This window comes from Enterocloster sp. 210928-DFI.2.20 (assembly GCF_020554465.1).
GTDB classification, from domain to species: domain Bacteria; phylum Bacillota; class Clostridia; order Lachnospirales; family Lachnospiraceae; genus Enterocloster; species Enterocloster bolteae.
Window position 1 is genome coordinate 51,643 of record NZ_JAJCHK010000026.1, and the last position, 23,080, is coordinate 74,722.

Annotated in this window: 17 protein-coding genes; 11 read left to right on the forward strand and 6 right to left on the reverse strand. The window is 50.4% G+C overall.

The genetic code is table 11. The features are described 5' to 3' along the window. The first annotated feature begins 33 nt into the window (after window positions 1-33). The 8 genes from LI015_RS20160 to LI015_RS20195 all read left to right on the forward strand — a co-directional run bounded on the left by LI015_RS20160 (window position 34) and on the right by LI015_RS20195 (window position 10,568). Entirely contained in the window at window positions 34-2,280 is a 2,247-nt protein-coding gene (locus LI015_RS20160; protein WP_227126207.1) for a ribonucleoside-diphosphate reductase subunit alpha, read from the forward strand. Window positions 2,281-2,327: 47 nt separating this feature from the next. Then, on the forward strand, window positions 2,328-3,371 hold the full coding sequence (locus tag LI015_RS20165) for a ribonucleotide-diphosphate reductase subunit beta (RefSeq protein ID WP_002566876.1): 1,044 nt from the start codon (window positions 2,328-2,330) through the stop codon (window positions 3,369-3,371). A gap of 32 nt (window positions 3,372-3,403) precedes the next feature. Next, complete coding sequence (locus LI015_RS20170; protein WP_119205084.1) at window positions 3,404-4,738, forward strand: M20 family metallopeptidase; 1,335 nt, start codon at window positions 3,404-3,406, stop codon at window positions 4,736-4,738. Window positions 4,739-4,788: 50 nt separating this feature from the next. Then, on the forward strand, window positions 4,789-5,709 hold the full coding sequence (locus LI015_RS20175) for a sugar phosphate nucleotidyltransferase (protein WP_117626749.1): 921 nt from the start codon (window positions 4,789-4,791) through the stop codon (window positions 5,707-5,709). 331 nt (window positions 5,710-6,040) lie between these two features. Next, window positions 6,041-6,550, forward strand: coding sequence for a spore protease YyaC (gene yyaC / locus LI015_RS20180; protein ID WP_002566873.1), 510 nt, complete (start codon window positions 6,041-6,043; stop codon window positions 6,548-6,550). Between the two features lie 59 nt (window positions 6,551-6,609). Then, the gene (locus tag LI015_RS20185; RefSeq protein ID WP_227126209.1) at window positions 6,610-8,196 is read left to right on the forward strand and encodes a LysM peptidoglycan-binding domain-containing protein; all 1,587 of its coding nucleotides are present in this window, start codon (window positions 6,610-6,612) and stop codon (window positions 8,194-8,196) included. 103 nt (window positions 8,197-8,299) lie between these two features. Next, window positions 8,300-9,589 carry a DUF5711 family protein gene (locus LI015_RS20190; protein WP_002572883.1) on the forward strand — a complete coding sequence of 430 codons (1,290 nt, stop codon included), beginning with the start codon at window positions 8,300-8,302 and terminating at the stop codon, window positions 9,587-9,589. A gap of 34 nt (window positions 9,590-9,623) precedes the next feature. Further along, window positions 9,624-10,568 carry an ROK family glucokinase gene (locus LI015_RS20195; protein ID WP_002566870.1) on the forward strand — a complete coding sequence of 315 codons (945 nt, stop codon included), beginning with the start codon at window positions 9,624-9,626 and terminating at the stop codon, window positions 10,566-10,568. Window positions 10,569-10,791: 223 nt separating this feature from the next. Here the strand turns inward: LI015_RS20195 and LI015_RS20200 are convergent, their stop codons facing one another. The 4 genes from LI015_RS20200 to LI015_RS20215 form a co-directional block, all read right to left on the reverse strand. Continuing rightward, on the reverse strand, window positions 10,792-11,832 hold the full coding sequence (locus LI015_RS20200) for a hypothetical protein (protein ID WP_002566869.1): 1,041 nt from the start codon (window positions 11,830-11,832) through the stop codon (window positions 10,792-10,794). Between the two features lie 164 nt (window positions 11,833-11,996). Continuing rightward, window positions 11,997-13,403: a HAMP domain-containing sensor histidine kinase gene (locus LI015_RS20205; protein ID WP_002566868.1), complete on the reverse strand. Its 1,407-nt coding sequence runs from the start codon at window positions 13,401-13,403 to the stop codon at window positions 11,997-11,999. Then, window positions 13,400-14,110: a response regulator transcription factor gene (locus tag LI015_RS20210; protein WP_002566867.1), complete on the reverse strand. Its 711-nt coding sequence runs from the start codon at window positions 14,108-14,110 to the stop codon at window positions 13,400-13,402. The genes LI015_RS20205 and LI015_RS20210 overlap by 4 nt, the downstream gene beginning before the upstream one ends. Before the next feature lie 27 nt (window positions 14,111-14,137). Next, on the reverse strand, window positions 14,138-16,576 hold the full coding sequence (locus LI015_RS20215; protein ID WP_002572881.1) for an endonuclease MutS2: 2,439 nt from the start codon (window positions 16,574-16,576) through the stop codon (window positions 14,138-14,140). Between the two features lie 189 nt (window positions 16,577-16,765). Between LI015_RS20215 and LI015_RS20220 the strand changes: the two genes are divergently transcribed. The 3 genes from LI015_RS20220 (at window position 16,766) to rlmD (ending at window position 21,025) form a co-directional block, all read left to right on the forward strand. Continuing rightward, the gene (locus LI015_RS20220) at window positions 16,766-18,106 is read left to right on the forward strand and encodes a S1C family serine protease (protein ID WP_002566865.1); all 1,341 of its coding nucleotides are present in this window, start codon (window positions 16,766-16,768) and stop codon (window positions 18,104-18,106) included. Between the two features lie 320 nt (window positions 18,107-18,426). Continuing rightward, the gene (locus tag LI015_RS20225; RefSeq protein ID WP_002566864.1) at window positions 18,427-19,371 is read left to right on the forward strand and encodes a 3'-5' exoribonuclease YhaM family protein; all 945 of its coding nucleotides are present in this window, start codon (window positions 18,427-18,429) and stop codon (window positions 19,369-19,371) included. Window positions 19,372-19,645: 274 nt separating this feature from the next. Then, window positions 19,646-21,025, forward strand: a complete 1,380-nt coding sequence (gene rlmD / locus LI015_RS20230) for a 23S rRNA (uracil(1939)-C(5))-methyltransferase RlmD (protein WP_227126211.1) — start codon at window positions 19,646-19,648, stop codon at window positions 21,023-21,025. Window positions 21,026-21,099: 74 nt separating this feature from the next. On the opposite strand, the gene LI015_RS20235 is transcribed toward rlmD, so the two are convergent. Further along, window positions 21,100-22,305, reverse strand: a complete 1,206-nt coding sequence (locus tag LI015_RS20235) for a tyrosine-type recombinase/integrase (protein WP_227126213.1) — start codon at window positions 22,303-22,305, stop codon at window positions 21,100-21,102. A gap of 175 nt (window positions 22,306-22,480) precedes the next feature. Next, on the reverse strand, window positions 22,481-23,017 hold the full coding sequence (locus LI015_RS20240; protein WP_171332316.1) for an outer membrane protein assembly factor BamE: 537 nt from the start codon (window positions 23,015-23,017) through the stop codon (window positions 22,481-22,483). Window positions 23,018-23,080 lie beyond the last annotated feature (63 nt).

The window sequence follows — 23,080 nt, forward strand, 5'->3', positions numbered from 1 at the left end:
GATAAGGTGAGATAAGGAGAGCAAAAGGACATCATGGCGGATACGAAAGTAGAGATAGATTTGGACTATAAAGGGCTGGAACAATGTCTGGAAGAAATCGGAAGGGATTTTCAGGGGGAGGGATATGGACTGGATCGTCTGCTTGAGAGATACCGCTCCTTCCGCAAGCCGGGAATGGGGCCGGCTGAGGGAATGGAAGCCCTGATTCGGTCCGCGGCGGAACTGACTTCCAAGGAAACACCCCTGTGGGAATTTGCAGCGGCCAGGCTGCGGTACTGCGGTTTTGCCTGTGAGGTGGAGGAACAGCTTAAAGGACTGGGAATTAAGGGACTGTATGAAAAGATTTCATATCTGACGGAACAGGGGTTATATGGTGATTATATCCTGAAGCATTACAGCCGGGAGGAGATAGAAGAGGCGGAAGGATTTCTTGATGATGAGAGAAATAAGCTCTTTACCTATGCGGGACTGGATTTGCTGCTTAAGCGGTATGTGATCCAGGACCACAGCCATCATCCGTTAGAGACGCCCCAGGAAATGTATCTGGGCATTTCCCTGCACCTGGCTATGAAGGAAAGTAAGGATTGCAGGATGCAATGGGTGCGCCGGTTTTATGATATGCTCAGCCGTATGCAGGTTACCATGGCCACCCCAACCCTGTCCAATGCCAGGAAACCGTACCATCAGCTTTCCAGTTGTTTTATTGACACTGTGCCGGATAGCCTGGAAGGAATTTACAGAAGCGTGGACAACTTTGCACAGGTCAGTAAATTTGGCGGGGGCATGGGCTTGTATTTCGGAAAGGTCAGGGCAACGGGAAGCAGGATTCGGGGATTTGAGGGGGCTGCCGGAGGCGTGATCCGCTGGATTAAGCTGGTGAACGATACGGCTGTGGCAGTGGACCAGCTGGGGATGCGCCAGGGCGCTGCCGCGGTTTATCTGGACGCCTGGCACAAGGATCTGCCGGAGTTTCTTCAGCTTCGTACTAATAACGGGGATGACCGTATGAAGGCCCACGACATTTTCCCGGCCGTGTGTTTTCCTGATTTATTCTGGAAGATGGCTGAGGAGAATCTGGACCAGGACTGGCATCTGATGTGCCCTCATGAGATCCGGACCATCAAGGGATACTGCCTGGAGGACTGCTATGGGGAGCTGTGGGAGGAACGGTATCTGGACTGCGTGGGAGATGACAGGATATCCAAGCGCACTGTGTTGTTAAAGGATGTGGTACGCCTGATTATCAAGTCCGCGGTGGAGACAGGCACACCATTTATCTTTAACCGGGATACGGTAAACCGGGCCAACCCCAACAGCCACCGGGGCATTATATACTGTTCCAACCTGTGCACCGAGATTGCCCAGAACATGTCTCCCATAGAAAGTGTGTCAACTCAGGTGCTGGAGGTTAATGGGGAGACCGCGGTGGTCCAGACCACACGGCCGGGAGATTTTGTTGTCTGTAATCTGGCCAGCCTCTGTCTGGGGGCGATTGATGTGGATGATCCGGATGAAGTGGAGTATATTGCCGCCAGTGCTGTGAGGGCATTGGATAATGTAATTGACCTGAATTTTTATCCCCTGGCCTACGCCGGAATTACCAATCAGAATTACAGAGGAATCGGTCTGGGAGTCAGCGGTTACCATCATATGCTGGCAAAGCACGGCATACGGTGGGAGAGCGAGGAACATCTGGTCTTTGCGGACCAGGTGTTTGAGCGGATTCATTACGCGGCTGTCAGGGCCAGCGCCAATCTGGCGGCTGAGAAGGGATGCTACCGGTATTTTGAGGGAAGCGAATGGCAGACAGGGGCATACTTTGAGAAGCGGGGGCTTGTGAGCAGGGAATGGAAAGAGCTGGCAGAACAGGTGGCAGAGCACGGAATGCGCAATGCCTATCTCCTGGCTGTGGCGCCTACCAGCAGCACCAGCATACTCTCCGGTACAACGGCAGGCCTGGATCCTGTGATGAAGCGGTTTTATCTGGAAGAGAAAAAGAACGCCATCCTTCCCAGGGTGGCCCCGGATCTGACACCCAGGACCTTCTGGCTGTATAAAAGCGGATACACCATGGACCAGACCTGGACGGTGCGGGCCGCAGGTGTGCGCCAGAGGCATATTGACCAGGCCCAGAGCGTGAATCTGTACATTACCAACGATTATACCATGCGGCAGCTGCTGAACCTCTATATACTGGCCTGGGAGAGCGGCGTAAAGACCCTCTACTATGTGCGCAGCAAGTCTTTGGAGGTGGAGGAGTGCGAGAGCTGTTCCAGTTAAGCTGCTGTTGAAAGGTATAGAAAGGCATGTAAGAAAGGATTTTTGATATGAGTATATTGTCAGCCAAGCCCCTGTTTAACCCTCAGGGCGATACGGATAAGAACAGCCGGAGGATGATAGGCGGAAATACCACCAATCTCAACGACTTTAATAATATGAAATACACCTGGGCCAGCAGCTGGTACCGCCAGGCCATGAATAATTTCTGGATTCCGGAGGAAATCAACCTCAGCGCGGATTTAAAGGATTATAAGAACCTGACGGCTGCGGAGCGGACTGCCTATGATAAGATACTGAGCTTTCTGGTGTTCTTAGATTCCATCCAGACAGCAAACCTGCCCTGTATTGCCCAGTATATCACAGCCAATGAGGTGAATCTGTGCCTTACCATACAGGGATTTCAGGAGGCGGTGCACAGCCAGAGCTACAGCTATATGCTGGATTCCATCTGCAGTCCGGTGGAGCGGGACAGAATATTGTACCAGTGGAAGGAGGATGAACACCTTCTGCGCCGCAATACATTTATAGGAAATCTGTATAATGAATTCCAGGAGAAGAAGGATGATGTGACCCTTCTCAGGGTCATCATGGCCAACTATATCCTGGAGGGCATTTATTTTTACAGCGGGTTCATGTTTTTTTATAACCTGGGAAGGGGCGGCAAGATGCCCGGAAGCGTCCAGGAAATCCGGTATATCAACCGGGATGAGAATACCCATTTGTGGTTATTCCGCAGCATGATTGCCGAACTCAGGAAAGAGGAACCACAGTTATTCACGCCTAAGATGGTAGATATGCTCAGGTCCATGCTGGAGGAGGGCGTGGCCCAGGAAATCCAGTGGGGATGCTATGTGATTGGCGATGATGTTCCGGGTCTGACCAGAGAAATGGTTACGGACTACATACGGTATCTGGGAAACCTGCGCTGGAGCGGGCTGGGCTTCGGCACCTTGTACGAGGGGTATGACGAGGAGCCGCAGTCCATGAAATGGGTGAACCAGTATTCCAATGCAAATATGGTGAAAACAGACTTTTTTGAGGCAAAGAGCACGGCTTATGCAAAAAGCGCTGCCATTGTTGATGATTTATAGATAAGGGGGTATAATGGGGCAGGGATACCGGCATGGGAAGCAGTGTCAGATGCAGTGTCAGATGCAGTGTCAGACGCAGGAACAGATGCAGGAGCAGACGCCTGGTATCCGATTATATGATTGACAGGAGGAGCGATAACGTGACAGCAGAAGAGGGGGACCGCAGGACCTGGGAGCTGACAGGACAGCTGGTACAGATTGACAGTTCTGATCCGGGAGCCTATGAGGGCCAAATTGAACAGTGGATATATGAATGGTTTACAAAAGAGATAGAGGAAAAGGCAGGAGCGCTTAAGAACCAAATTGAACTGGTCCAAAGAGAAGTGATGCCGGGCCGTTTTAATCTTATGGCCCGCATACCGGGAAAAGAACAAGCTCCGGCGCCTGCCCTTGTGTACATATGCCATATGGATACGGTGATGCTGGGGGAGGGATGGGAGGAAGAGACTCCTGCCCTGGGAGCAGTGGTAAAGGAAGGCCGCCTGTACGGAAGAGGTGCCTGTGACATGAAGTCAGGCCTGGCCTGCGCCATGTCTGCATTTTCAGATATGGTGGAATTGACCGGAAGCACAGGGGAGCTTCCGGCGCGTCCCTTTGTATTCATAGGAACCGTGGATGAGGAAGATTTTATGCGGGGAGTGGAAAGCGCTATCCGCGACGGCTGGGTAGGCAGGGAAGACTGGATACTGGATACGGAACCAACGGACGGCCAGATTCAGGTAGCCCATAAGGGCCGGACCTGGTTTGAACTGACTATACAGGGAATCACAGCCCATGCCAGTAATCCATGGAAGGGCGCTGACGCCATTGCCGCCATGGCAGAGGCAGTCAGCCATATCCGGAAGGCCATCGGCAGCTGTCCGCCCCATGAGGATCTGGGCATGTCTACGGTGACCTTTGGGCAGATCACAGGGGGATACCGTCCCTATGTTGTGCCGGATTCCTGTAAGGTATGGATTGACATGCGTCTGGTGCCGCCTACGGATACAGCGGCAGCGAAGAATATAGTAGAGGAAGCTGTAAAGGCGGCAGAAGCTGAGATTGCAGGGGTCAGGGGCAGTTACCTCATTACGGGTGACCGTCCTTATGTGGAAAAGGACAGCAGTTCCCGGCTTCTGGCCAGCCTTAAGTCTGTCTGCGACCGTGTGACGGGAGAGGACACACCTGTCGGTTCTTTTAACGGCTATACGGATACGGCGGTTATCGCAGGAACCCTGGGCAACTGCAACTGCATGTCTTATGGTCCCGGCAGCCTGGAACTGGCCCATAAGCCCAATGAGTATGTGCCCTATGAGGATGTGTGCCGCTGCAGGCGTGTTCTGACTGAGCTGGCACGGCAGGAGACATTCTTTCCCTTTGCCTTTTAAAGTCAAATGTGCTATAGTGTAACCAGTTTAAATTAAAGGAGAAGCTAAGGATGAAAAATACTGCATTGGTAATCATGGCTGCCGGTATCGGAAGCCGCTTTGGAGGCGGCATCAAGCAGCTGGAGCCCGTGGGACCCAACGGCGAGATTATCATGGATTATTCAATCCACGATGCCATGGAAGCGGGATTTAATAAGGTAATATTCATTATCAGGAGAGATCTTGAAAAAGATTTTAAGGAAATCATAGGACACAGAATAGAGAAACTCCTTCCGGTGGAGTACGCATACCAGGAACTGGAGGACCTTCCGGCCGGTTATGAAGTGACGCCCGGGAGGACCAAACCATGGGGTACAGGCCAGGCAGTCCTTTCTGTGAAGGGTATGGTAGACGGACCGTTCCTTGTGATTAATGCAGATGATTATTACGGACGGGAAGGATTTCGCAGGATTCACGATTACATGGCAGAGCATATGGACTCACAGTCTGAGATCTATGATATCTGCATGGGAGGTTTTGTGCTGTCCAACACCCTCAGCGATAACGGTACAGTGACCAGAGGCGTGTGCCAGGTAGATGAGGAAGGTTATCTGACAAACGTGACAGAGACTTATAATATCCAGATGAAGGAAGATGGGCTCCATGCCACGGATGAGAGCGGCGCGCCTGTAACCATCAGCCCGTCCCAGCCGGTTTCCATGAATATGTGGGGGCTTCCGGCCAGCTTTGTCCAGGAGCTGGAGAAAGGATTCCCGGTATTTTTGGACAATCTGAAAGAGGGTGATATTAAATCAGAATACCTTCTTCCTAAAATCATAGACAATCTGGTACAGAATAAGAAGGCGAGAGTGACCGTCCTTGACACCCCGGATAAATGGTTTGGCGTTACCTACAGGGAAGATAAACAGGCCGTGGCGGACGCTATCAGAGGGCTGATCCAATCAGGGGTATATAAGGAGAAGCTGTTTTAATTAAGAGGATACTACAGACTGAAGACATAAGCAGTATATAATAAAAAACTGCCCGGCCGGAACTGCCCCAAAGGTTCTGGCCCGGCCATGATATGGCAGACAGGCAGACAGGGACATGCGGATACTGTCAATCCGTGTGTCCTTTTTTCATGCATAATTTCAAATACCCAAGCCTATACTATAAAAACAGCCCACTTAAGCCGGGCGATGATTATAACATGTTTGGGTGGACAACTTAGCTATGAAATTATGGAAAACATTTAACGTACAAAAACGGGAAGACATATCTTATTATAATACATCAGAAGGTTTTGAAACAGAGGGCTTTGCCATGCACCTGGACCGGCTTATCAGAGAGGAGATGGCAGCCAAGGGAAAGGACGGAATCATGTTCCTGTGTATCGGCACAGACCGGTCTACCGGAGACAGCCTGGGCCCTCTGGTGGGACATATGCTCCGCAGCCGGCGGCTTAAGGGAGCCGCGGTCATCGGAACACTTGACAAGCCGGTCCATGCCATGAATCTGGATTTGTACGCCAGGTATATACGGCTTCACTATCCTGACTATGTGGTGGTTGCCATTGATGCTTCGGTGGGAAGCCTGGACCATGTGGGATACGCGACCCTGGGGCGGGGAGCGCTTCAGCCGGGACTGGGAGTGTCCAAGGAACTGCAGGCCGTGGGCGACATAGCCATAACCGGAATCGTAGGCGGAGTGGGCAGCCGGGATCCGGTCATGCTCCAGAGCGTGCGCCTGTCCATGGTGATGAAAATGGCGGACTGTATTTGCGAAAGCATTTTTCTTGTCGAACGATTATGGGAAAATGCTGCCATAATATGACAAATTCTGCGCCGGGAATCTGCTATGCTTGTTTGGATTAAAAACAGCGGGGTGATTCTATGGGAGAATTATATGAACCCTTCCCTAAGCTGCCGAAGAATTTCCGGCAGATAGGTGAGAGGGACCAGGTTTTAAAATTATATCTGGAAGATTATGTAAATACTTATTTAAAACGCCTCCAGCCGGCAAAGGGGGCTGATTTGCGTGTGGGTCTGCTTTTGGGAAGCAGGGAGACCCATGAGGACATACCCTTTGTTTTTGTGGATGGAGCCCTGGAAATGGATTCAGTCACCGAGGAAGGCGGAAAAGTGGCCTTCACCGAGGATGCCTGGAAAAAGGCCTACCAGGATGTGGAGCAGATGTTTCCCAAACGCACGGTCCAGGGATGGTTTCTCTGCGCAGGACCCGGCTGTACCTTAAGCCCTCTGACTTATTGGAAGCAGCACAGTCAGTATTTTACGGGAAAGAACCAGCTCATGTATCTGAACTGCGGTCTGGAGGGCGAGGAAGCTGTTTACATAACATCCTCTGACGGATTTTACAAGTTGAGAGGATACAGCATATATTATGAGCGCAACCAGATGATGCAGGATTACATGATACTGCGCAAGGATGTGCCAAGGGCAGAAACAGGAGTGGATGATAAGGTCATCCAGAACTTTAAGCAGAAAATGGACGAGCGAAGGGTGGAGGCAGGACGCCACCGGAGCACGGTGGGAGTTTTGTCGGGTCTGTGCAGCGTCCTGGCTGTGACGGTACTGGCAGGCGGCGTGGCCATGTTCAATAATTATCAGAAAATGCACCAGATGGAAAGTGTGATTGCGTCCGTGGTGCCGGAAGGAAATATAAAGGACGGCCTGATGGCGTTTACAGGTAAGGGCGGAACAGAAAATCCTTCCGGAAAGGGCTGGTCCGCTGCGGACGAGCCTGATTATGTGATTGAGGAGGCATCGGGAAAGGTATATCCCACTACGGCCCCGTCACCGGAGAATGGAGATGAGAAGCCCTCCAGGGTGACACCGGAAACACTGGCACCGTCAAATAGCGGCCAGACAGGCGGGACAGGCCAGGGAAGCGGCCAGACGGCGGCAGCGGATCAGGGAAGCGGCCAGTCAGCGGCATCAGGCCAGGGAAGCGGCCAGACGGCGGCATCGGACCGGGGAAGCGGTCAGACAGCGGCACCGGACCAGGGAAGCGGCCAGACGGCGGCATCGGGCCAGGGAAGCGGTCAGACAGCAGCGGCCGGTCAGGGAAGCGGCCAGTCAGCAGCATCAGGTCAGAGCAGCAGCCAGAAGGGCGGGACGGGCCAGGAAAATGGCCAGACATCCGGCAAGGGTGCGTCCCAGACTGATTCAGTCCAGAAGAAAAATGACCAGACGGAGTCTGGCAATAGTCAGTCGGCGGAGCAGACAAAAGCTCCGGCCGATGATTCCACTCTGCCGCCAACCGGAGGAAGAGGGGAAGCTGATGACCAGACTGTGTCTTCTGCCAGCTACAAGGTGTATACCGTGGCGGATGGGGAGACATTGTACGGAATCTGCTTTAAGCTGTATCATAATCTGCAGCATATAGATGAAATCTGCAGGGTTAATTCCCTGACAGATGAAAACAGCATATTTGCAGGTCAAAAGCTTTTGATTCCATAAGTATATGCCTGGAAACTTCTGGCGGAAAAAGATAATGCGTTTTATCCAAAATTGTTGTATACTATTGCATATACGCAAAAGACGAATTTTGGGAGAACGCAGGATGGGCAGTACCAATTCTATGAGCCGTGAAAATAAAAAAAAGCAGCTGAAGCGTCAAATCGTACCTTCCGGCAGTCCCTTCCAGGAAGAGGAGGACAGCCGGGAAATCGTTCACAAGGCGCACCAGCGTGTAGTCAGGAAGCGCCTGATTATTCTGGCTGTGCTTGTTGGCCTGGCAGCCATAGCAGCCCTGGTGCTGTTCCGCTATGAACGTTATCATACCTTTACGGATTACCAGACAGTATGGGAGCGGGACCTGGTGGCTGAGGCCCAGGAAGCCGCGGCCCAGGGTGAAGGGAGCTTCTGCGGGTACAGGGATTTCGGGGACGGAGTCCTCAAATATACCAAGGATGGAGCTACCTATCTGGACGCCAAGGGCAAGGTGGTATGGGTGCAGAGCTATGAGATGAGAACCCCCGTGGTATCGGTCAACGGCGATTTTGTGGCCATTGGGGACCAGCAGGGCAACAGCATCTACATATGCGATAAGAACGGGACCCAGGGCCAGGCCACCACGCTGCTGCCCATATTGAGGGTTACAGTGTCCGCCAAGGGCGTGGTGGCTGCCCTTCAGGAGGATTCCAAGGCCAGCTATATCTATTTATATAAAAGAGATGGAAGCCCTCTGGACATCATGGTAAAGTCTCTGCTGTCAGGGGACGGGTATCCGGTGGACTTAAGTCTTTCTCCAAATGGCACGCAGCTTATCACATCCTATATGTATCTGGATCAGGGTGTGATAAAATGCAAGATTGTATTTTATAATTTTGGACTGGGTAAAAATGATCCCAACCGCGTAGTGGGTATATTCTTTCCCAAGGACCTGGGAGATGCCATGGCGGGCAGGGTCAGGTTTCTGGATGAAAGCCATTCCGTCATATTTACGGATAAGGGAATACAGTTCTTTTCAACCAGAGTGGAGACATCGCCGGAGCTGGTGAGCCAGATTCCCATAGAGGAGAATATAAGGAGCATTACATATGCTCAGGATAAGGTTGGCATTGTTACAGATAATGTGGAAGGCGGCGATCCTTACAAACTGAGAATTTATGACAGGGAAGGAAGCCCTGTTTTTGAAAAGACCTTTAACTACCAGTATACCGGATTTGATATTGACGGTGATTTGGTTCTTTTGTATAATGACAGTTCCTGCAAGGTTTACAACATGACAGGTACGGAGAAATATAACGGAACATTTGATTTTACGGTCAGCAAGGTATCAGCAGGAAGGTTCCCGGGAACGCTTCTTGTCATGGGACCTCAGAAAATGACGGAAATAAAGCTGCAGTGATGCAGGAATAAAAGTGAAAGGAAGTATAGATACCATGGGGATGAAATGTATCGGAGTAGATGTCGGAGGAACTTCGGTAAAAATCGGACTTTTTGAGATTACGGGAGAGCTTTTGGACAAGTGGGAAGTAAAGACCCGTAAGGAGGAAGGCGGAACGCATATCCTTCCTGATGTGGCCCGGTCCATCCGTGCCAGGATGGAGGAAAGAGGGCTGAGTCTCAAGACGGACCTTGTAGGTATCGGGCTGGGAGTCCCCGGACCGGTGATGCCGGATGGATTTGTGGAGGTATGTGTTAACCTGGGATGGCGCCGGATGAATCCCCAGGAAGAACTCAGCCGCCTGCTGGACGGAGTCACTGTAAAGAGCGGAAATGACGCCAACGTGGCTGCCCTGGGAGAGATGTGGCAGGGCGGAGGCAAGGGATATAAGGATTTGGTCATGATTACCCTGGGAACCGGTGTGGGTGGCGGTGTCATCATTGATGAGAAAATCATTGCCGGCCGTCACGGTCTGGGCGGTGAAATTGGCCACATTCACGTAAGAGATGAGGAATGGGAGCACTGCAACTGCGGAGGAGTGGGCTGTGTGGAGCAGATTTGTTCGGCCACAGGCATAGCCAGGGAGGCCAGAAGGAAGATGGAAGCCAGCGATAAGCCATCTGCCCTGCGGGAATATGGCGCGGATGTCACGGCCAAGGATGTGCTGGACGCAGCCAAGGCAGGGGATGAGCTGGCCAACGAAGTGATGGATGTGGTGGGACGCTACCTGGGACTGGCCTTATCCATGGCGGTCATGATTGTTGACCCGGAAATTTTCGTTATAGGCGGAGGCGTATCCAAGGCAGGACAGTTTCTGATCGATGTTATCCAGAAGCATTATGATTATTTTACCCCCATATCCGAGTACAAGGGTAAGCTGGGACTTGCCACCCTGGGAAATGACGCAGGCATATACGGGGCCGCGAGGCTGGTACTGTAGGGCTGGTATTGTAAGGCCGGTATTGTAGGGCCGGTACTGTATGGCTAAAGCTGCAAGGGCTTATCAAGGTATACACACATTTAGCAAATTAATAAGGAGCAGGCACCTTTGTTTCAATGTGCCTGCTCCTTGTTTGTATAATTTGTCTGATAAATGAACTTTTTCCAAGTGGTACGTATCTTTTGCCTGTAAATACCCGGTCAGGTACATTCCGGGAATCCAGCTACATTCCGGGAATCCATACGCCGGACGCATCAACCCAGAAGTTATCAGGTGTACGTGTATTGGCATACATGGCTCCGGTGGAAGGATCCAGGTAATAGCTCTTACCGTCCAGTTCAATCCATCCTGTGGCCATATATCCCTCTGCGTCAAAATAGTACCACTGGCCGTTAATCTGCTGCCAGCTGGAAACCGGATAGGAGCCGTCTGCATTGCTGTACCACCAGCGGCCGTCCGCTGCTGTCTGCCAGGTGCCTGCCGCTGGCTGGGAATTGTCCGAGACAGTATTGCCCAAGGCAGCGATATCTGCTTCGCTTACTGTCCATGAGCCGGATGTGTTCCAGCTGCTCTTGGCGCTGTTGCTGGACTTTACGGAGCGGACCTTGAACTGATAGGTGCCGGGTGCCGTAATCTGCTCCCTGAAATCATAGGAGGTATTATAGATGTCCTTGATTTCGCCTATGGCAGCTCCATTTTTAATCAGCTGGGTCTGATAATATTTGGCGCTTGAAACCTCGTTCCAGGAAACGTTACCATTGTGGGCGGAATCCCACTGAAGGTTGGAGGGGGCAGCAGCTGCGCTGGTATCCGCATCCTTGTCAAATACGAGCTGGACCGTAAGGATAAGAGTGGCGTTGCTGTCCTGACGTTTAGCGTTTACGAATTTAATCTTATCAAAGCGGTATTTGCTGGAGGAGCCTAAGGTCAGCTTGAAGTTGCTGGATGATGTATTGGAAAAATAGTATTCCTCCTCATCCTCCACCCCCAGGATGATGTCTACCTGAGGCGGTTTGGAACTGCTCCAGGTGTCTCCATCATCATTGGTGACCTCCCAGGAGTCTACATAATAAAGACCGGTATTGTCTCCGGTAGCAGTGACCTCCACATCTCCTCCATCACGTCCGGTGCGTATGTCGGAGTCAATGGTGAGGTAAATCTTGCCTACCTTTTTCTTGCTTGCCGCCATGGCTGCAGGAGCCAGGACGGAAGAAATAAGGGAAGCAACTAACAATGCGGTGCCCACTTTTTTCCATGTAATCATGTCTGCCTGTCCTTTCTTTTTAAATCATTTTGGAATGAATTATACATTTCACCATAATATAACTATATCACAATTTCCTGGTAAATATCTTACGATATTATAAAACATTTGTATACTGGGAAACATTCCCATAAGCTCCTGAAATCCGGTGTTACAGACATTTCCTAAAGGTTAGTGGAACGGGGCAGTGAAAAAATAAACTCTGTTCCCACGCCTTCCGTGCTGACCACGTCAATGTTCTCGCCGTGTGCCTGTATGATTTCCTTTACAATGGACAGGCCCAGTCCGGTGCCCTTCTTATCCTTGCCGCGGGACAGGTCCGTCTTGTAAAAACGTTCCCAGATTTTCTTTAAACTGTCCTTGGGTATGCCGATACCTGTATCCTTGACCGACACAAATATTTTTTCATACCGCCCCGATGCCTGGATGTAGATGGTGGAATCGTGATGGCTGAACTTGATGGCATTGTCAATAAGGTTGTACATGACCTGCTGTATTTTTCCAAGGTCGGCAAAGACCATCTGAATGTCGTCTGAGAAGGTAAGATCAAAGCTTACATTTTTGGACTCGCAGGTGCCTTCAAAGGAGGCTGCCGTATCCTTTATGACACGGTTGATATCAAAATTGGTCCTGGAGAGGTAGCCCCTGGCATCCAGGGAGTTAAGGGTAAGCATGCTCTCTGTCAGCTTGTGAAGGCGTTCTGTCTCGGATATGACTCTGGACAGGTACTTTTCATACATTTCAGCCGGTATGGTGCCGTCCAGAATGGCTTCCAGATATCCCTTGATGGAAGTCAGGGGAGAGCGGAAGTCATGGGATACATTGGCAATGAAATTCTTCTGGTATTCCTCCATCTTATTCAGCTCATCGGACATGTAATTCAGGGTGTCGGAGAGGTAACCCATCTCGTCGTGGGTCTTGACATCAATCCGGTAATCCAGATTTCCGGCCGCATATTCATTGGCACCCACTGTAATCTTGCGAAGGGGCAGGTACACGGTCTGGGTAAATACCAGAAGAATAATAAGGGACAGGCCGAACAGGACAGCGGATGTGATGTAAAGGATGCTCAGGATGCCGTTCTGGGACTGGTTGATTTCGCTGATGGGAAGGTGAATCAGCACATAACCGTAGGTGTTGTAATTCCCTGTGATGGGTGCCGACACGCTGAGTACGTTCCCGCTGAACATCCCATAGTAATCCCCTATGGTATAGGACCGGTTTCCGATGGATGCCGGGTCAAAGCCGTTTATGGAGGACTGGACCCTGGAACCGCCCAGGCTGTCCATAACCACGGTGCCCTGTCGGTTGACCACCCATATCTCAGCTCTCAGATAGTGGGACAGCGCCCGTATTTGGGTGGAAACCTCCTCGGAATCCAGCCGTTTCCCCTGATACATGGTGCTGCATGACGAGGCGATGATATTTGCCTCGTCATACAGCGCGTCCGCCTTGCTCTGGACCAGATAGTCACGGGTCATTTTTGATGAAAATGTGGCAATGGCGATAAAACCCAGCAGACCGAAAATCAGATATCCCAGTATAAATTTGGAATAAAGAGAACGGGTCATCGTTTCACCTCGAATTTATAGCCGATTCCCCAGACCGTGGTGATGGCCCAGCTGTTGTGATCCTTTATCTTTTCCCGCAGACGTTTGATATGTACATCCACGGTGCGGGTATCCCCGATGTATTCATAACCCCAGATATGGTCCAGAAGCTGTTCCCTGGTAAATACCTGGTTGGGGGAAGCCGCCAGAAAATACAGAAGCTCCAGCTCCTTTGGCGGCATTTCCACGGAGTGGCCCATATAGATTACGGAATAATTGGTAAGGTTCACAATCAGGTCCGGGTACTCCACGTACTCGCCCTGCTGTTCAGTGGACGATGGAGCCGGGGCCGGTGCTGCCTGGTAACGGCGCAGCACTGCCTTGACGCGGGCCACCAGTTCCTTGGAGTCAAAGGGTTTAATCATATAATCATCTGCCCCCAGCTCCAGCCCCAGTACCTTGTCGAAAATCTCTCCCTTTGCGGACAGCATGATGACCGGTACCTGGGAGGAAGCGCGCAGCTCCCTGCAGACCTGATAACCGTCTATACCGGGGAGCATCAGGTCCAGCAGTACCAGGTTGGGCTTGAATTCCGGAAATACCTTAAGGGCTTCCTCGCCGTCCCCCACAATCATTGTCTCATAACACTCTTTCATCAGGTAGAGGGAGATTAATTCTGCAATATTTGCATCATCATCCACAATCAGAATCCTCTGCTTCTCTGCCATGCTATAGTTCCTCCTTGCTGCTGATTTCTACTTAAATGTCACAACGGTTACGCCTGAATCGCCTTCTCCAAACTGGCCCAGGCGGAATTCCTTTACATATTTGAGCTGGCGCAGGCGCTTGTGCACCGCGTTCTTAAGGGCTCCGGTTCCACGGCCATGGACCACGCGCACTGTCTGGAGATGGGCCAGATAGGCGTCGTCCAGATATTTTTCCATGGCAGGCACTGCCTCGTCCACAGTCATGCCTATGAGGTTGACCTCAGCGGACACAGTGGAGGATTTGGACATCTTAATCTGGCTGCTGCCGCTTCCCTTGCCTCTAGCGGCCTTTCCACCATAGCTTATGGAACTTCCGTCTCCCAGTGTGGCGCTTATGTCCTTTTCATTAAGAAGCTCTAAATCCCGGATATTCACCAGGGAACGGAGAATGCCCATCTGGACATATAAATCGCCTCTGGCATTGGGCAGGGTGCTTACGGTGCCTTTCAGGTTCATGGACAGCACTTTGACACCGTCCCCTATTTTCAGTTTCTTGGGCGAGATGGGCTGGCTGGGTCCCTTTGGTTTCACGGTCAGCTTTTCATCTGTTTTCTTTAACTGGTCCCTGAGCCTGGCGCGTTCTGCTTCCAGTTCCTTGCCCACGCCTGAGCTGGCAGCCAGCTTGTTAATCTGCTTGATGGTCTGGTCCGCGGTTTCTTTGGCCTCCCGCAGGATGCGCTGGGCTTCCTCGGTGGCATTTTTAAGAATCTTGTCCTTGCGCTCGTCCAGGCGCTCTTCCTTCTGGGTCAAACGGTTTTTTAAGGAGGCAATTTCATCCTTATAGGCGTTGATTTCAGCCTGTTCCTTCTCAATGGTCAGCCTGCTGGATTCCAGACTGGTTAACAGATCCTCAAAGGACTCATCCTTGGCCTCCAGATGGGATTTTGCGTCGTCAATGATATATCCGGGCAGCCCCAGCTTCTGGGAAATGGCAAAGGCATTGCTCTTGCCGGGAATACCGATGAGTAACCGGTACGTGGGCTGCAGGGTTTCCACATTGAATTCGCAGCATGCATTTTCCACTCCGGGCGTGCTGAGGGCAAATACCTTCAGTTCGCTGTAATGGGTGGTGGCCATGGTGCGGCACTTCATGTTGTGCAGGAAGGAGAGGATGGCAATGGCCAGGGCCGCTCCCTCTGTAGGATCCGTACCCGCGCCCAGCTCGTCAAAAAGACAGAGGGACCGGGAATCGGCTTCATTTAAAATGCGCACAATATTAGTCATATGGGCGGAAAAGGTACTTAAGCTCTGTTCAATGCTCTGTTCATCCCCGATGTCCGCGAATACCTGGTCAAATACAGCCAGCTCTGATCCCTCCCACGCAGGGATGTGAAGCCCGGACTGCCCCATAAGGGTAAACAGACCCACTGTTTTTAAGGAAACAGTCTTGCCGCCTGTATTTGGGCCGGTGACGATTAGCAGGTCAAACTCCCTGCCCAGCCATACGTTGATAGGTACAACGGCCTGGGGATTCAAAAGGGGATGGCGTCCGTCCTTGATATGGATATAGCCTTTGTCATTGAACACAGGGGCGCTGCACTTGTAATGGCGGGCCAGGCCTGCCTTGGCAAAAATAAAGTCCAGCTGCGCCAAAAGCTCCATGTCCATGCGAAGCTCCTCTGTACAGGGCGCTGCCTGATTGCTCAGGGAGGCTAAAACCGCTTCGATTTCCTTTTGCTCCTGTATCTCCAGTTCCCGCATCTCATTGTTCAGCCGGATAATGGCCATGGGCTCAATGAAAAGGGTGGAACCAGTGGCTGACTGGTCGTGGACCATTCCGGATACCTGGTTTTTGTATTCTGACTTTACCGGAAGGCAGTAACGTCCGTCCCTCATGGTGATAACTGCGTCCTGAAGATAGGAGCGGTTGGAGTTGAGGATGGAGTTTAACTGGGTGTGGATGCGGTCAGCTGTCACCTTCATGGAACGGCGCACATGGGATAATCCCGGACTGGCATCATCCGCAACCTCGTCCTCAGAGAGGATGCAGCGTTTGATTTCATTGTTCAGAGGGGTCAGCGGCTCCAGTCCCGCAAACAGGGGTTCCAGGGAGTCGAAGTCATCCTGGGGTTCGCCGGTTCCCCTTGGGTCATCTTCCCCGTCATGGCGTCCGTAGGCCTTGGCTCTGGCTGCCACGGTCAGGAGGGAGCTTATGGAGAGCAGTTCGGGTATGCTTAAGGAACTGCCGATATCCAGGCGTTTCAGGGAATCTCCGATATCCCTGATACCTGAAAATGACACGGAACCTTTGAGACGGATCCGTGTCACTGCATCCGTAGTCTGTGCCTGCCAGGTGCGCACTTCTTCCAAATCAGAGGAAGGAGAGAGGTTCTGGCAGAGGGCCTTTCCGAGAGGAGAAGCCGCATATTCTGTGAGCTGGTTTATGATTTTATCATATTCTAAAGTTTTTAACGCTTTCTGATTCATTGATTTCACCTGTGATTTCCGTAAAAATGCTGGATTTAAAAGGACTTTTTCCCAAAAGCCGACATTTAAATTATACCATAAAAAACGATATTTACTATCTTTTTTACTATCTTTTCATATATAAAATCTTGCATAATACTGGGAAGAAACGTATAATAGAGGGTAAGAGTCTTCGCAAGGAGGAGTACTATGGCGGATAAACGTGCTGACCAGCATAGAGATTTAGACCGGCAGGACCAGACTCCGGACAAGTCCCATCGCTTTATTAATGAGAAGATTGTCCGGCAGCCAATGACCAGACGGCAGATTGCCCGGAAAATCCTGTTGACCATTTTTTGTGCCGTTCTGTTTGGCGTGTTGTCGGCCATTTGTTTTGTTGTGAGCAGACCTGTGGCTGAAAGGATTTTAGGTCAGGAGACTCCTGAGGAGAGCAGCCAGATTACCATACCAAAGGATGAGCCGGAAACCACGGCTCCTGCGGCGGCAGAGACTGAGCCCACAGAACCGGCCATGACCGAGGCAGTGGATGAGATGGTACGCTCTGAGATGGAGAAGTACCGTTATTCCATTGATGATTTGAATAAACTGTACAGCAATCTTCGCACCATTGCCAGTGACGCGGATGACAGTCTGGTGGTGGTCCATTCCATTCAGCATGAGAAGGACTGGTTTGACAATCCCATCGAGACATCAGGACAGTTCTCCGGAGTGGTCATAGCCAGGACCCGCACTGAGATACTGATTCTCACGCCGGACAAGGCTGTGGAGGCAGCTGATTCCATTGAGGTAGCGTTTCCGGACGGAACCATGATGGCCGGAATCGTGAAGCAGAGCGATACCATTATGGGACTGTCTGTGGTAAGCGTGGACGCGGGCCAGATGGACAGCGAGCAGTTTAAGAAGGTGGAGGCCATCAAACTGGGCAACTCTTACGGGGTAAAGCAGGGCGACATGGTGGTGGCTATCGGCGCGCCGGCGGGTATTGTCCATTCCAGCGATTATGGAAATATATCCTATGTGGTGCGCAATGTCCATACGGTGGACGGCAGCTCCAGGGTGTTCTATACCAGCGCCAGCGGAGACGCGGAGGCGGGAACATTTCTCCTGAATACTTCGGGTGAGCTCATCGGGTGGGTCACGGACAAATACGACGAGGATGGAGTGTGCAGGATGACCACAGTGGTGGCCATATCTGACTATAAAGGTATACTGGAAATGATGAGCAACGGTATCCCGGCCCCGTATTTCGGCATCAAGGGCCAGGAAGTGAGCCAGGCCATGGCGGACAGCGGAATGCCTTCCGGCATTTATGTGATATCGGCAGTGACAGACGGCCCTGCATACAACGCAGGCATACAGCCAGGGGATATCATCACATGGATGAACGGCGAGAAGGTGGGAAGCCTGAAGGATTTCCAGAACCAGGTGGAAAGCCTGCACGCAGGAGATAAGATTAAGGTGGCGGTCCTGAGAAACGGCAAGGATGAATATACGGAAATTGAGTTTTCGGTGACGGTTGGCGCCAGGTAGCGGCTGGGCTTTTGAAAGGAATTGGAGCCGGGCAGAGATGACAGCCGGAGAGTTTGATACCCGGCGGCGGCAGTGGACAGGTGGCAGTTTGCGCCAGGTAATGTAAGAAGTCAGGCAAAGGGGCCAGGCAGTGTTAACCGCCTGGCTGCGTTGCTGTCAGGGAGTGGAATGAATGGAACTGATGGCGGTATGAGGCGGTATGAATTGCCAGGCGTATAGACAGGGTAATCATTGGGTTTTAAAAGTGGGTTTTTCAAGTGGGTTTTAAAAGTGGATTTATAAAATAGGTTTATAAAATAGAAAGAAGAGGAAAATTGAACATGAGATATATCGACACCTTCAGGGAAGGTATGCACATTGCAGATGTGTACCTGTGTAAGAACAAGCAGATTGCCCTCACGAAGAATGGAAAGGAATACGGCAATCTGGTAATGCAGGACAAGACAGGTACCATTGACGCCAAAATATGGGATTTGGGTTCTCCCGGAGTCGGGGAATTTGAGACCATGGATTACGTTCATGTGGAGGCGGATGTGACCCTGTTCCAGAGCTCCTTTCAGCTGAATGTACGCCGGATACGCAGGGCGCAGGAGGGAGAGTATGTGGAGGCAGATTACCTGCCGGTGTCAAAGAAGGATATAAAGAAAATGTACGAGGAGCTGCTGGGATACATAAGAAGTGTGAAGAATCCCTATCTTCAGAAGCTGCTGAGCGGCTATTTTGTGGAGAACGCGGCATTTGCAAAGGCGTTCCAGTTCCATTCCGCGGCTAAAACCGTGCATCACGGATTCGTTGGCGGCCTGCTGGAACACACGCTCAGTGTGACAAAGCTGTGTGATTACTATGCCGGATATTATCCGATGATTAACCGTGATTTGCTGCTGACAGCAGCTATCTTCCACGATGTTGGTAAGACCAGGGAACTTTCACGCTTCCCGGAGAATGATTATACCGACGATGGACAGCTTCTGGGCCATATTATCATTGGTACTGAGATGGTGGGTGAAAGCATCCGCTCTATACCGGGATTCCCGGAGAAGCTGGCTACAGAGCTTAAACACTGTATTCTGGCCCATCACGGGGAATTAGAGTACGGCTCCCCCAAGAAGCCGGCGCTTTTGGAGGCATTGGCCCTCAACTTTGCCGATAATACGGATGCCAAGATGGAGACCATGATAGAGGCGCTGCAGTCCGGCGGGGAGAATAAAGGATGGCTGGGATACAACAGGCTGCTGGAGTCTAATATCAGAAAGACAACGGAATAGGCGTTAAGGTTGGATAATATAGAGAAATAACAGGACCGAATATATAAGGCTGAAAACATTTAGTTTGGGTACGGGATTGCAGGATGTGTCCTTGACCAGTGTGTTTTCGGCCTTTTGTGATAATGGGGGCGGGGATGGGATAGCGGGACGATGGGATGAGATAGCGGGATGGTGGGATGGGATAGCGGGACGATGAGATAAAATAATGGGTTGAAAAAATCGAGAGCAATAATAGAGCATAATAACAGTTTGAATACAGGACAGGTGAAATGGTATGGAAAAGAATCAGGAATTTATTGTTACAATAGAGGATATGAATGAGGACGGAGCAGGTGTGGGAAAAGTGGATGGCTATATCTGGTTTGTCAAGGATGCTGTGATTGGCGACGTGGTGCGGGCAAAGGCCATGAAGATGAAGAAATCTTATGGATTTGCCAGGCTCATGGAAGTTATGGAACCGTCAGCCTCCCGTGTCATTCCATCATGCCCGGTAGCAAGGCAATGCGGAGGCTGTCAGCTTCAGGCCATGAGTTATGAAGAACAGCTGAAATTTAAAGAGCGGAAGGTGATGAATAATCTGATTCGTATAGGCAAATTTGATGAGGATGAGATTCATATGCTTCCTATTATGGGGATGGAGGAGCCCTGGAGATACAGGAACAAGGCCCAGTTCCCTTTTGGAAAAGATAAGGACGGAAATGTAATTGCCGGATTCTATGCAGGGCGGACACATGCCATTGTTGAAGCAGAGGATTGCCTGTTGGGAGTTGAGGAGAATAGGGAGATTCTGGATATTGTAAAGCGGTTTATGAAGGAAATGAAGATAGAGCCCTATGATGAGCTCTCACATAAGGGATTGGTGAGGCATGTTCTGATTCGGAAGGGATTTAAGACAGGCGAAATTATGGTTTGTCTGGTGATAAATGGAAACAAGCTTCCCGGTAAAGAGCGGCTGGTGGAGATGCTGACCGGTGGGGATGGGGTTAAAGGCATGACCAGTATTTCCTATAGCGTGAATCAGGAAAAAACGAATGTAATAATGGGGAAGGAGATTGTGAACCTTTATGGACCTGGATATATTACAGATTACATTGGAAATGTGAAATATCAGATATCGCCGCTTTCATTCTACCAGGTAAATCCTGTACAGACAGAACGGCTTTATGGGACAGCGCTGGAGTATGCCGGGCTTACGGGAAATGAGATTGTTTGGGATTTGTATTGCGGAATCGGCACTATTTCATTATTCCTGGCTCAGAAGGCTAAAAAAGTGTATGGTGTGGAGATTGTGCCCCAGGCCATAGAGGATGCCAGGAGGAATGCAGAAATAAACGGCATTCATAATGCAGAGTTTTTTGTGGGAAAGGCCGAGGAAGTACTGCCGGAGCAGTTTGAAAAGAATCATGTCCATGCGGATGTGATTGTGGTAGACCCGCCTAGAAAAGGGTGTGATGCGGTTTGTCTGGATACTATACTCAAAATGAGGCCGGAACGGGTGGTTTATGTCAGCTGTGACTCTGCTACGCTGGCCAGGGATTTGAGGTACTTGGCGGATGGGGGGTATGTGGTGGAGAGAGGGAAGTGTTGTGATATGTTTCCGGGGACGGTGCATGTCGAAACCGTCGTGGAACTATCACGCAAAATCAAGGATTGACGGACTATCTGACATCTTTATTGGTTGCCCTGCCTACCTCTTGCCTACGCTTTTTTGAGTGGTAGGCAAGGTTGCTATGATATAGCATCTGCCAGGATTACAATGGCATCGTTCTGCATTTTTTCCGTGTTAAACACATAACGGTCCATGGTGGTCTTGATGTCCTTGTGGCCCAGACGCTCCATGACGGTCTTGGGCTGGGCGCCATTCTCCGCCAACAACGTGCCGTGAGTATGACGTAGGCAATGACTGTGGAACAGAGGATTTCCCAATTCTTCATGAATGACCTTGGCACAGTACTTGAAAGAGTATGGCGTCAACAGCTCGCCGTTTTCTTTGGCGCTTATTGGCATTATTTCCTTGCCAACAATTTTGACGTTGGAAGGAGCCTGAAAGATTAAGCCATCGTCCATTTGATACGTCTTTGTAAAGTACTGGCCGTACCGGAGCATGTTCTTTTTGCGGTTATGGATTTCTGTTTTCAGAACTTTTTCATATTCCGGGAGTATTTTTATAGTCCGGACAGAATCATATTTTGGCGGCCGGTAATACCACTTTCCGCCCTCATTGGCAAGCTGGTGCTGGATGGTTATGATGTGGCGCTCGAAATCTACGTCATGCAGCAAGTCAATGCCGTAAGCCTCTCCCAGGCGCGTGCCACAATGGTATCCGGTCATGAGCGGTATGTAAAAATTACTGTCCGGCCCAAAACGCTCAATGATGGCCGCAAAGTCCTCTTTGACACAGATATATTCTGTGTGTGCCTTGGCCTCATCAGACATAACTATCTTCGGTATTCTGGCATAATCACAGGGGTTGTACTTGATGTATTTACAGGGGTATACTGCGTATCCCAGGGCACCGGATAGACAGGATAAGGTATTTTTAACCATGCTTCGTGAATAACCCTGTCGTTTCATTCCATCCACCCATTTCTGGATTACATCGGTTTCCAATGATGACAGCCGGTATTTTCCGAATGCCGGTTTCAAATGAATACGGATTTTCTTTTCATAGTCTATTTGAGTATTGTATGTGAGGTTGACCTTGACATAATTCTCATGCCAGTAGTCAAGATAGTCCGACACACTGATGTCCGAAGGGGTAAACCTGCGGCCAGCAGAGTCATATTCCGCCTTAGCTTGGGTGCCGGCAGTGATGGCCTCGGCCTTGGTGCGGTATCCACCATGGCTGATAGGGTTGCGTTTTCCGTTGATTTTAGCCCCTTCAAAGGACCATTCCCAGGTGGAGCCGCGTTTTCTTGTTCTTAGTTGTCCCATATACCATTCCTCCTTAAAATTGGGTAAAATTAATACGCCCCTTGCCAGGACGCTCCAGGAATGATATAATTTTTTTGGGTAAAAGAATATCTTCCGGGATTCGTTCTGGTAAGAGAAATCTATGTGAAAAGCTCTGGGAGTTGGTAGCTCCTGGGGCTTTTTGCTATTTATGTTATTAATATTGCCAATCCCCATGCCGTGCGTGAAGGAGACCGTTTTTAAAGGTTATTCTAATTTTTGATTCTGCATCTTGAGAGTACCATCTGACCTGCAAATAGTCGTAGGTTTGACTTCCAATCTGGCGGCGTTCGGCATTAGTAATTTCATGCTCTTTGCCAAGTATGGAGATAACTTGGTCATAAGTCATACCTTCTTGGAGCTGGTTATATAGTTCTTCAGTTGCATATTTTCTGCCGTCAATGGTCATGTCTATATATTTTCCGGTTGAATCGTAAAGGCTGCCATCGGTTGCCACACCAGCCCATGAGGGCAGTGTACCACCATCATCAATCCAATACCATGTACCGTCTTCATCCTGAATCCATTCGTTTTCTGCATACTCCCCACTGTCTTTGACGTAAAACCACAGATCATCATAAGTATTGATGCCCCATTCGGTTTCATGGGTGTGCGTCCAGGTTCCGGCCAAGGCAGTGCTGCTCAATAGCATGGATATTGCAAGTGTGGCAATAATTAATTTGGTTTTTCTCATAGCAAACCCTCCTTAGTTTTGGCTATGCCAATATAAAATAATTCTCCTATACAAAAAACTCTG

Coding starts and splice junctions, on each gene's coding strand:
- LI015_RS20160 (WP_227126207.1), top strand. CDS start 34: ATGGCGGATACGAAAGTAGAGATAGATTTGGACTATAAAGGGCTGGAA.
- LI015_RS20165 (WP_002566876.1), top strand. CDS start 2,328: ATGAGTATATTGTCAGCCAAGCCCCTGTTTAACCCTCAGGGCGATACG.
- LI015_RS20170 (WP_119205084.1), top strand. CDS start 3,404: ATGGGAAGCAGTGTCAGATGCAGTGTCAGATGCAGTGTCAGACGCAGG.
- LI015_RS20175 (WP_117626749.1), top strand. CDS start 4,789: ATGAAAAATACTGCATTGGTAATCATGGCTGCCGGTATCGGAAGCCGC.
- yyaC (WP_002566873.1), top strand. CDS start 6,041: ATGCACCTGGACCGGCTTATCAGAGAGGAGATGGCAGCCAAGGGAAAG.
- LI015_RS20185 (WP_227126209.1), top strand. CDS start 6,610: ATGGGAGAATTATATGAACCCTTCCCTAAGCTGCCGAAGAATTTCCGG.
- LI015_RS20190 (WP_002572883.1), top strand. CDS start 8,300: ATGGGCAGTACCAATTCTATGAGCCGTGAAAATAAAAAAAAGCAGCTG.
- LI015_RS20195 (WP_002566870.1), top strand. CDS start 9,624: ATGGGGATGAAATGTATCGGAGTAGATGTCGGAGGAACTTCGGTAAAA.
- LI015_RS20200 (WP_002566869.1), bottom strand. CDS start 11,832: ATGATTACATGGAAAAAAGTGGGCACCGCATTGTTAGTTGCTTCCCTT.
- LI015_RS20205 (WP_002566868.1), bottom strand. CDS start 13,403: ATGACCCGTTCTCTTTATTCCAAATTTATACTGGGATATCTGATTTTC.
- LI015_RS20210 (WP_002566867.1), bottom strand. CDS start 14,110: ATGGCAGAGAAGCAGAGGATTCTGATTGTGGATGATGATGCAAATATT.
- LI015_RS20215 (WP_002572881.1), bottom strand. CDS start 16,576: ATGAATCAGAAAGCGTTAAAAACTTTAGAATATGATAAAATCATAAAC.
- LI015_RS20220 (WP_002566865.1), top strand. CDS start 16,766: ATGGCGGATAAACGTGCTGACCAGCATAGAGATTTAGACCGGCAGGAC.
- LI015_RS20225 (WP_002566864.1), top strand. CDS start 18,427: ATGAGATATATCGACACCTTCAGGGAAGGTATGCACATTGCAGATGTG.
- rlmD (WP_227126211.1), top strand. CDS start 19,646: ATGGAAAAGAATCAGGAATTTATTGTTACAATAGAGGATATGAATGAG.
- LI015_RS20235 (WP_227126213.1), bottom strand. CDS start 22,305: ATGGGACAACTAAGAACAAGAAAACGCGGCTCCACCTGGGAATGGTCC.
- LI015_RS20240 (WP_171332316.1), bottom strand. CDS start 23,017: ATGAGAAAAACCAAATTAATTATTGCCACACTTGCAATATCCATGCTA.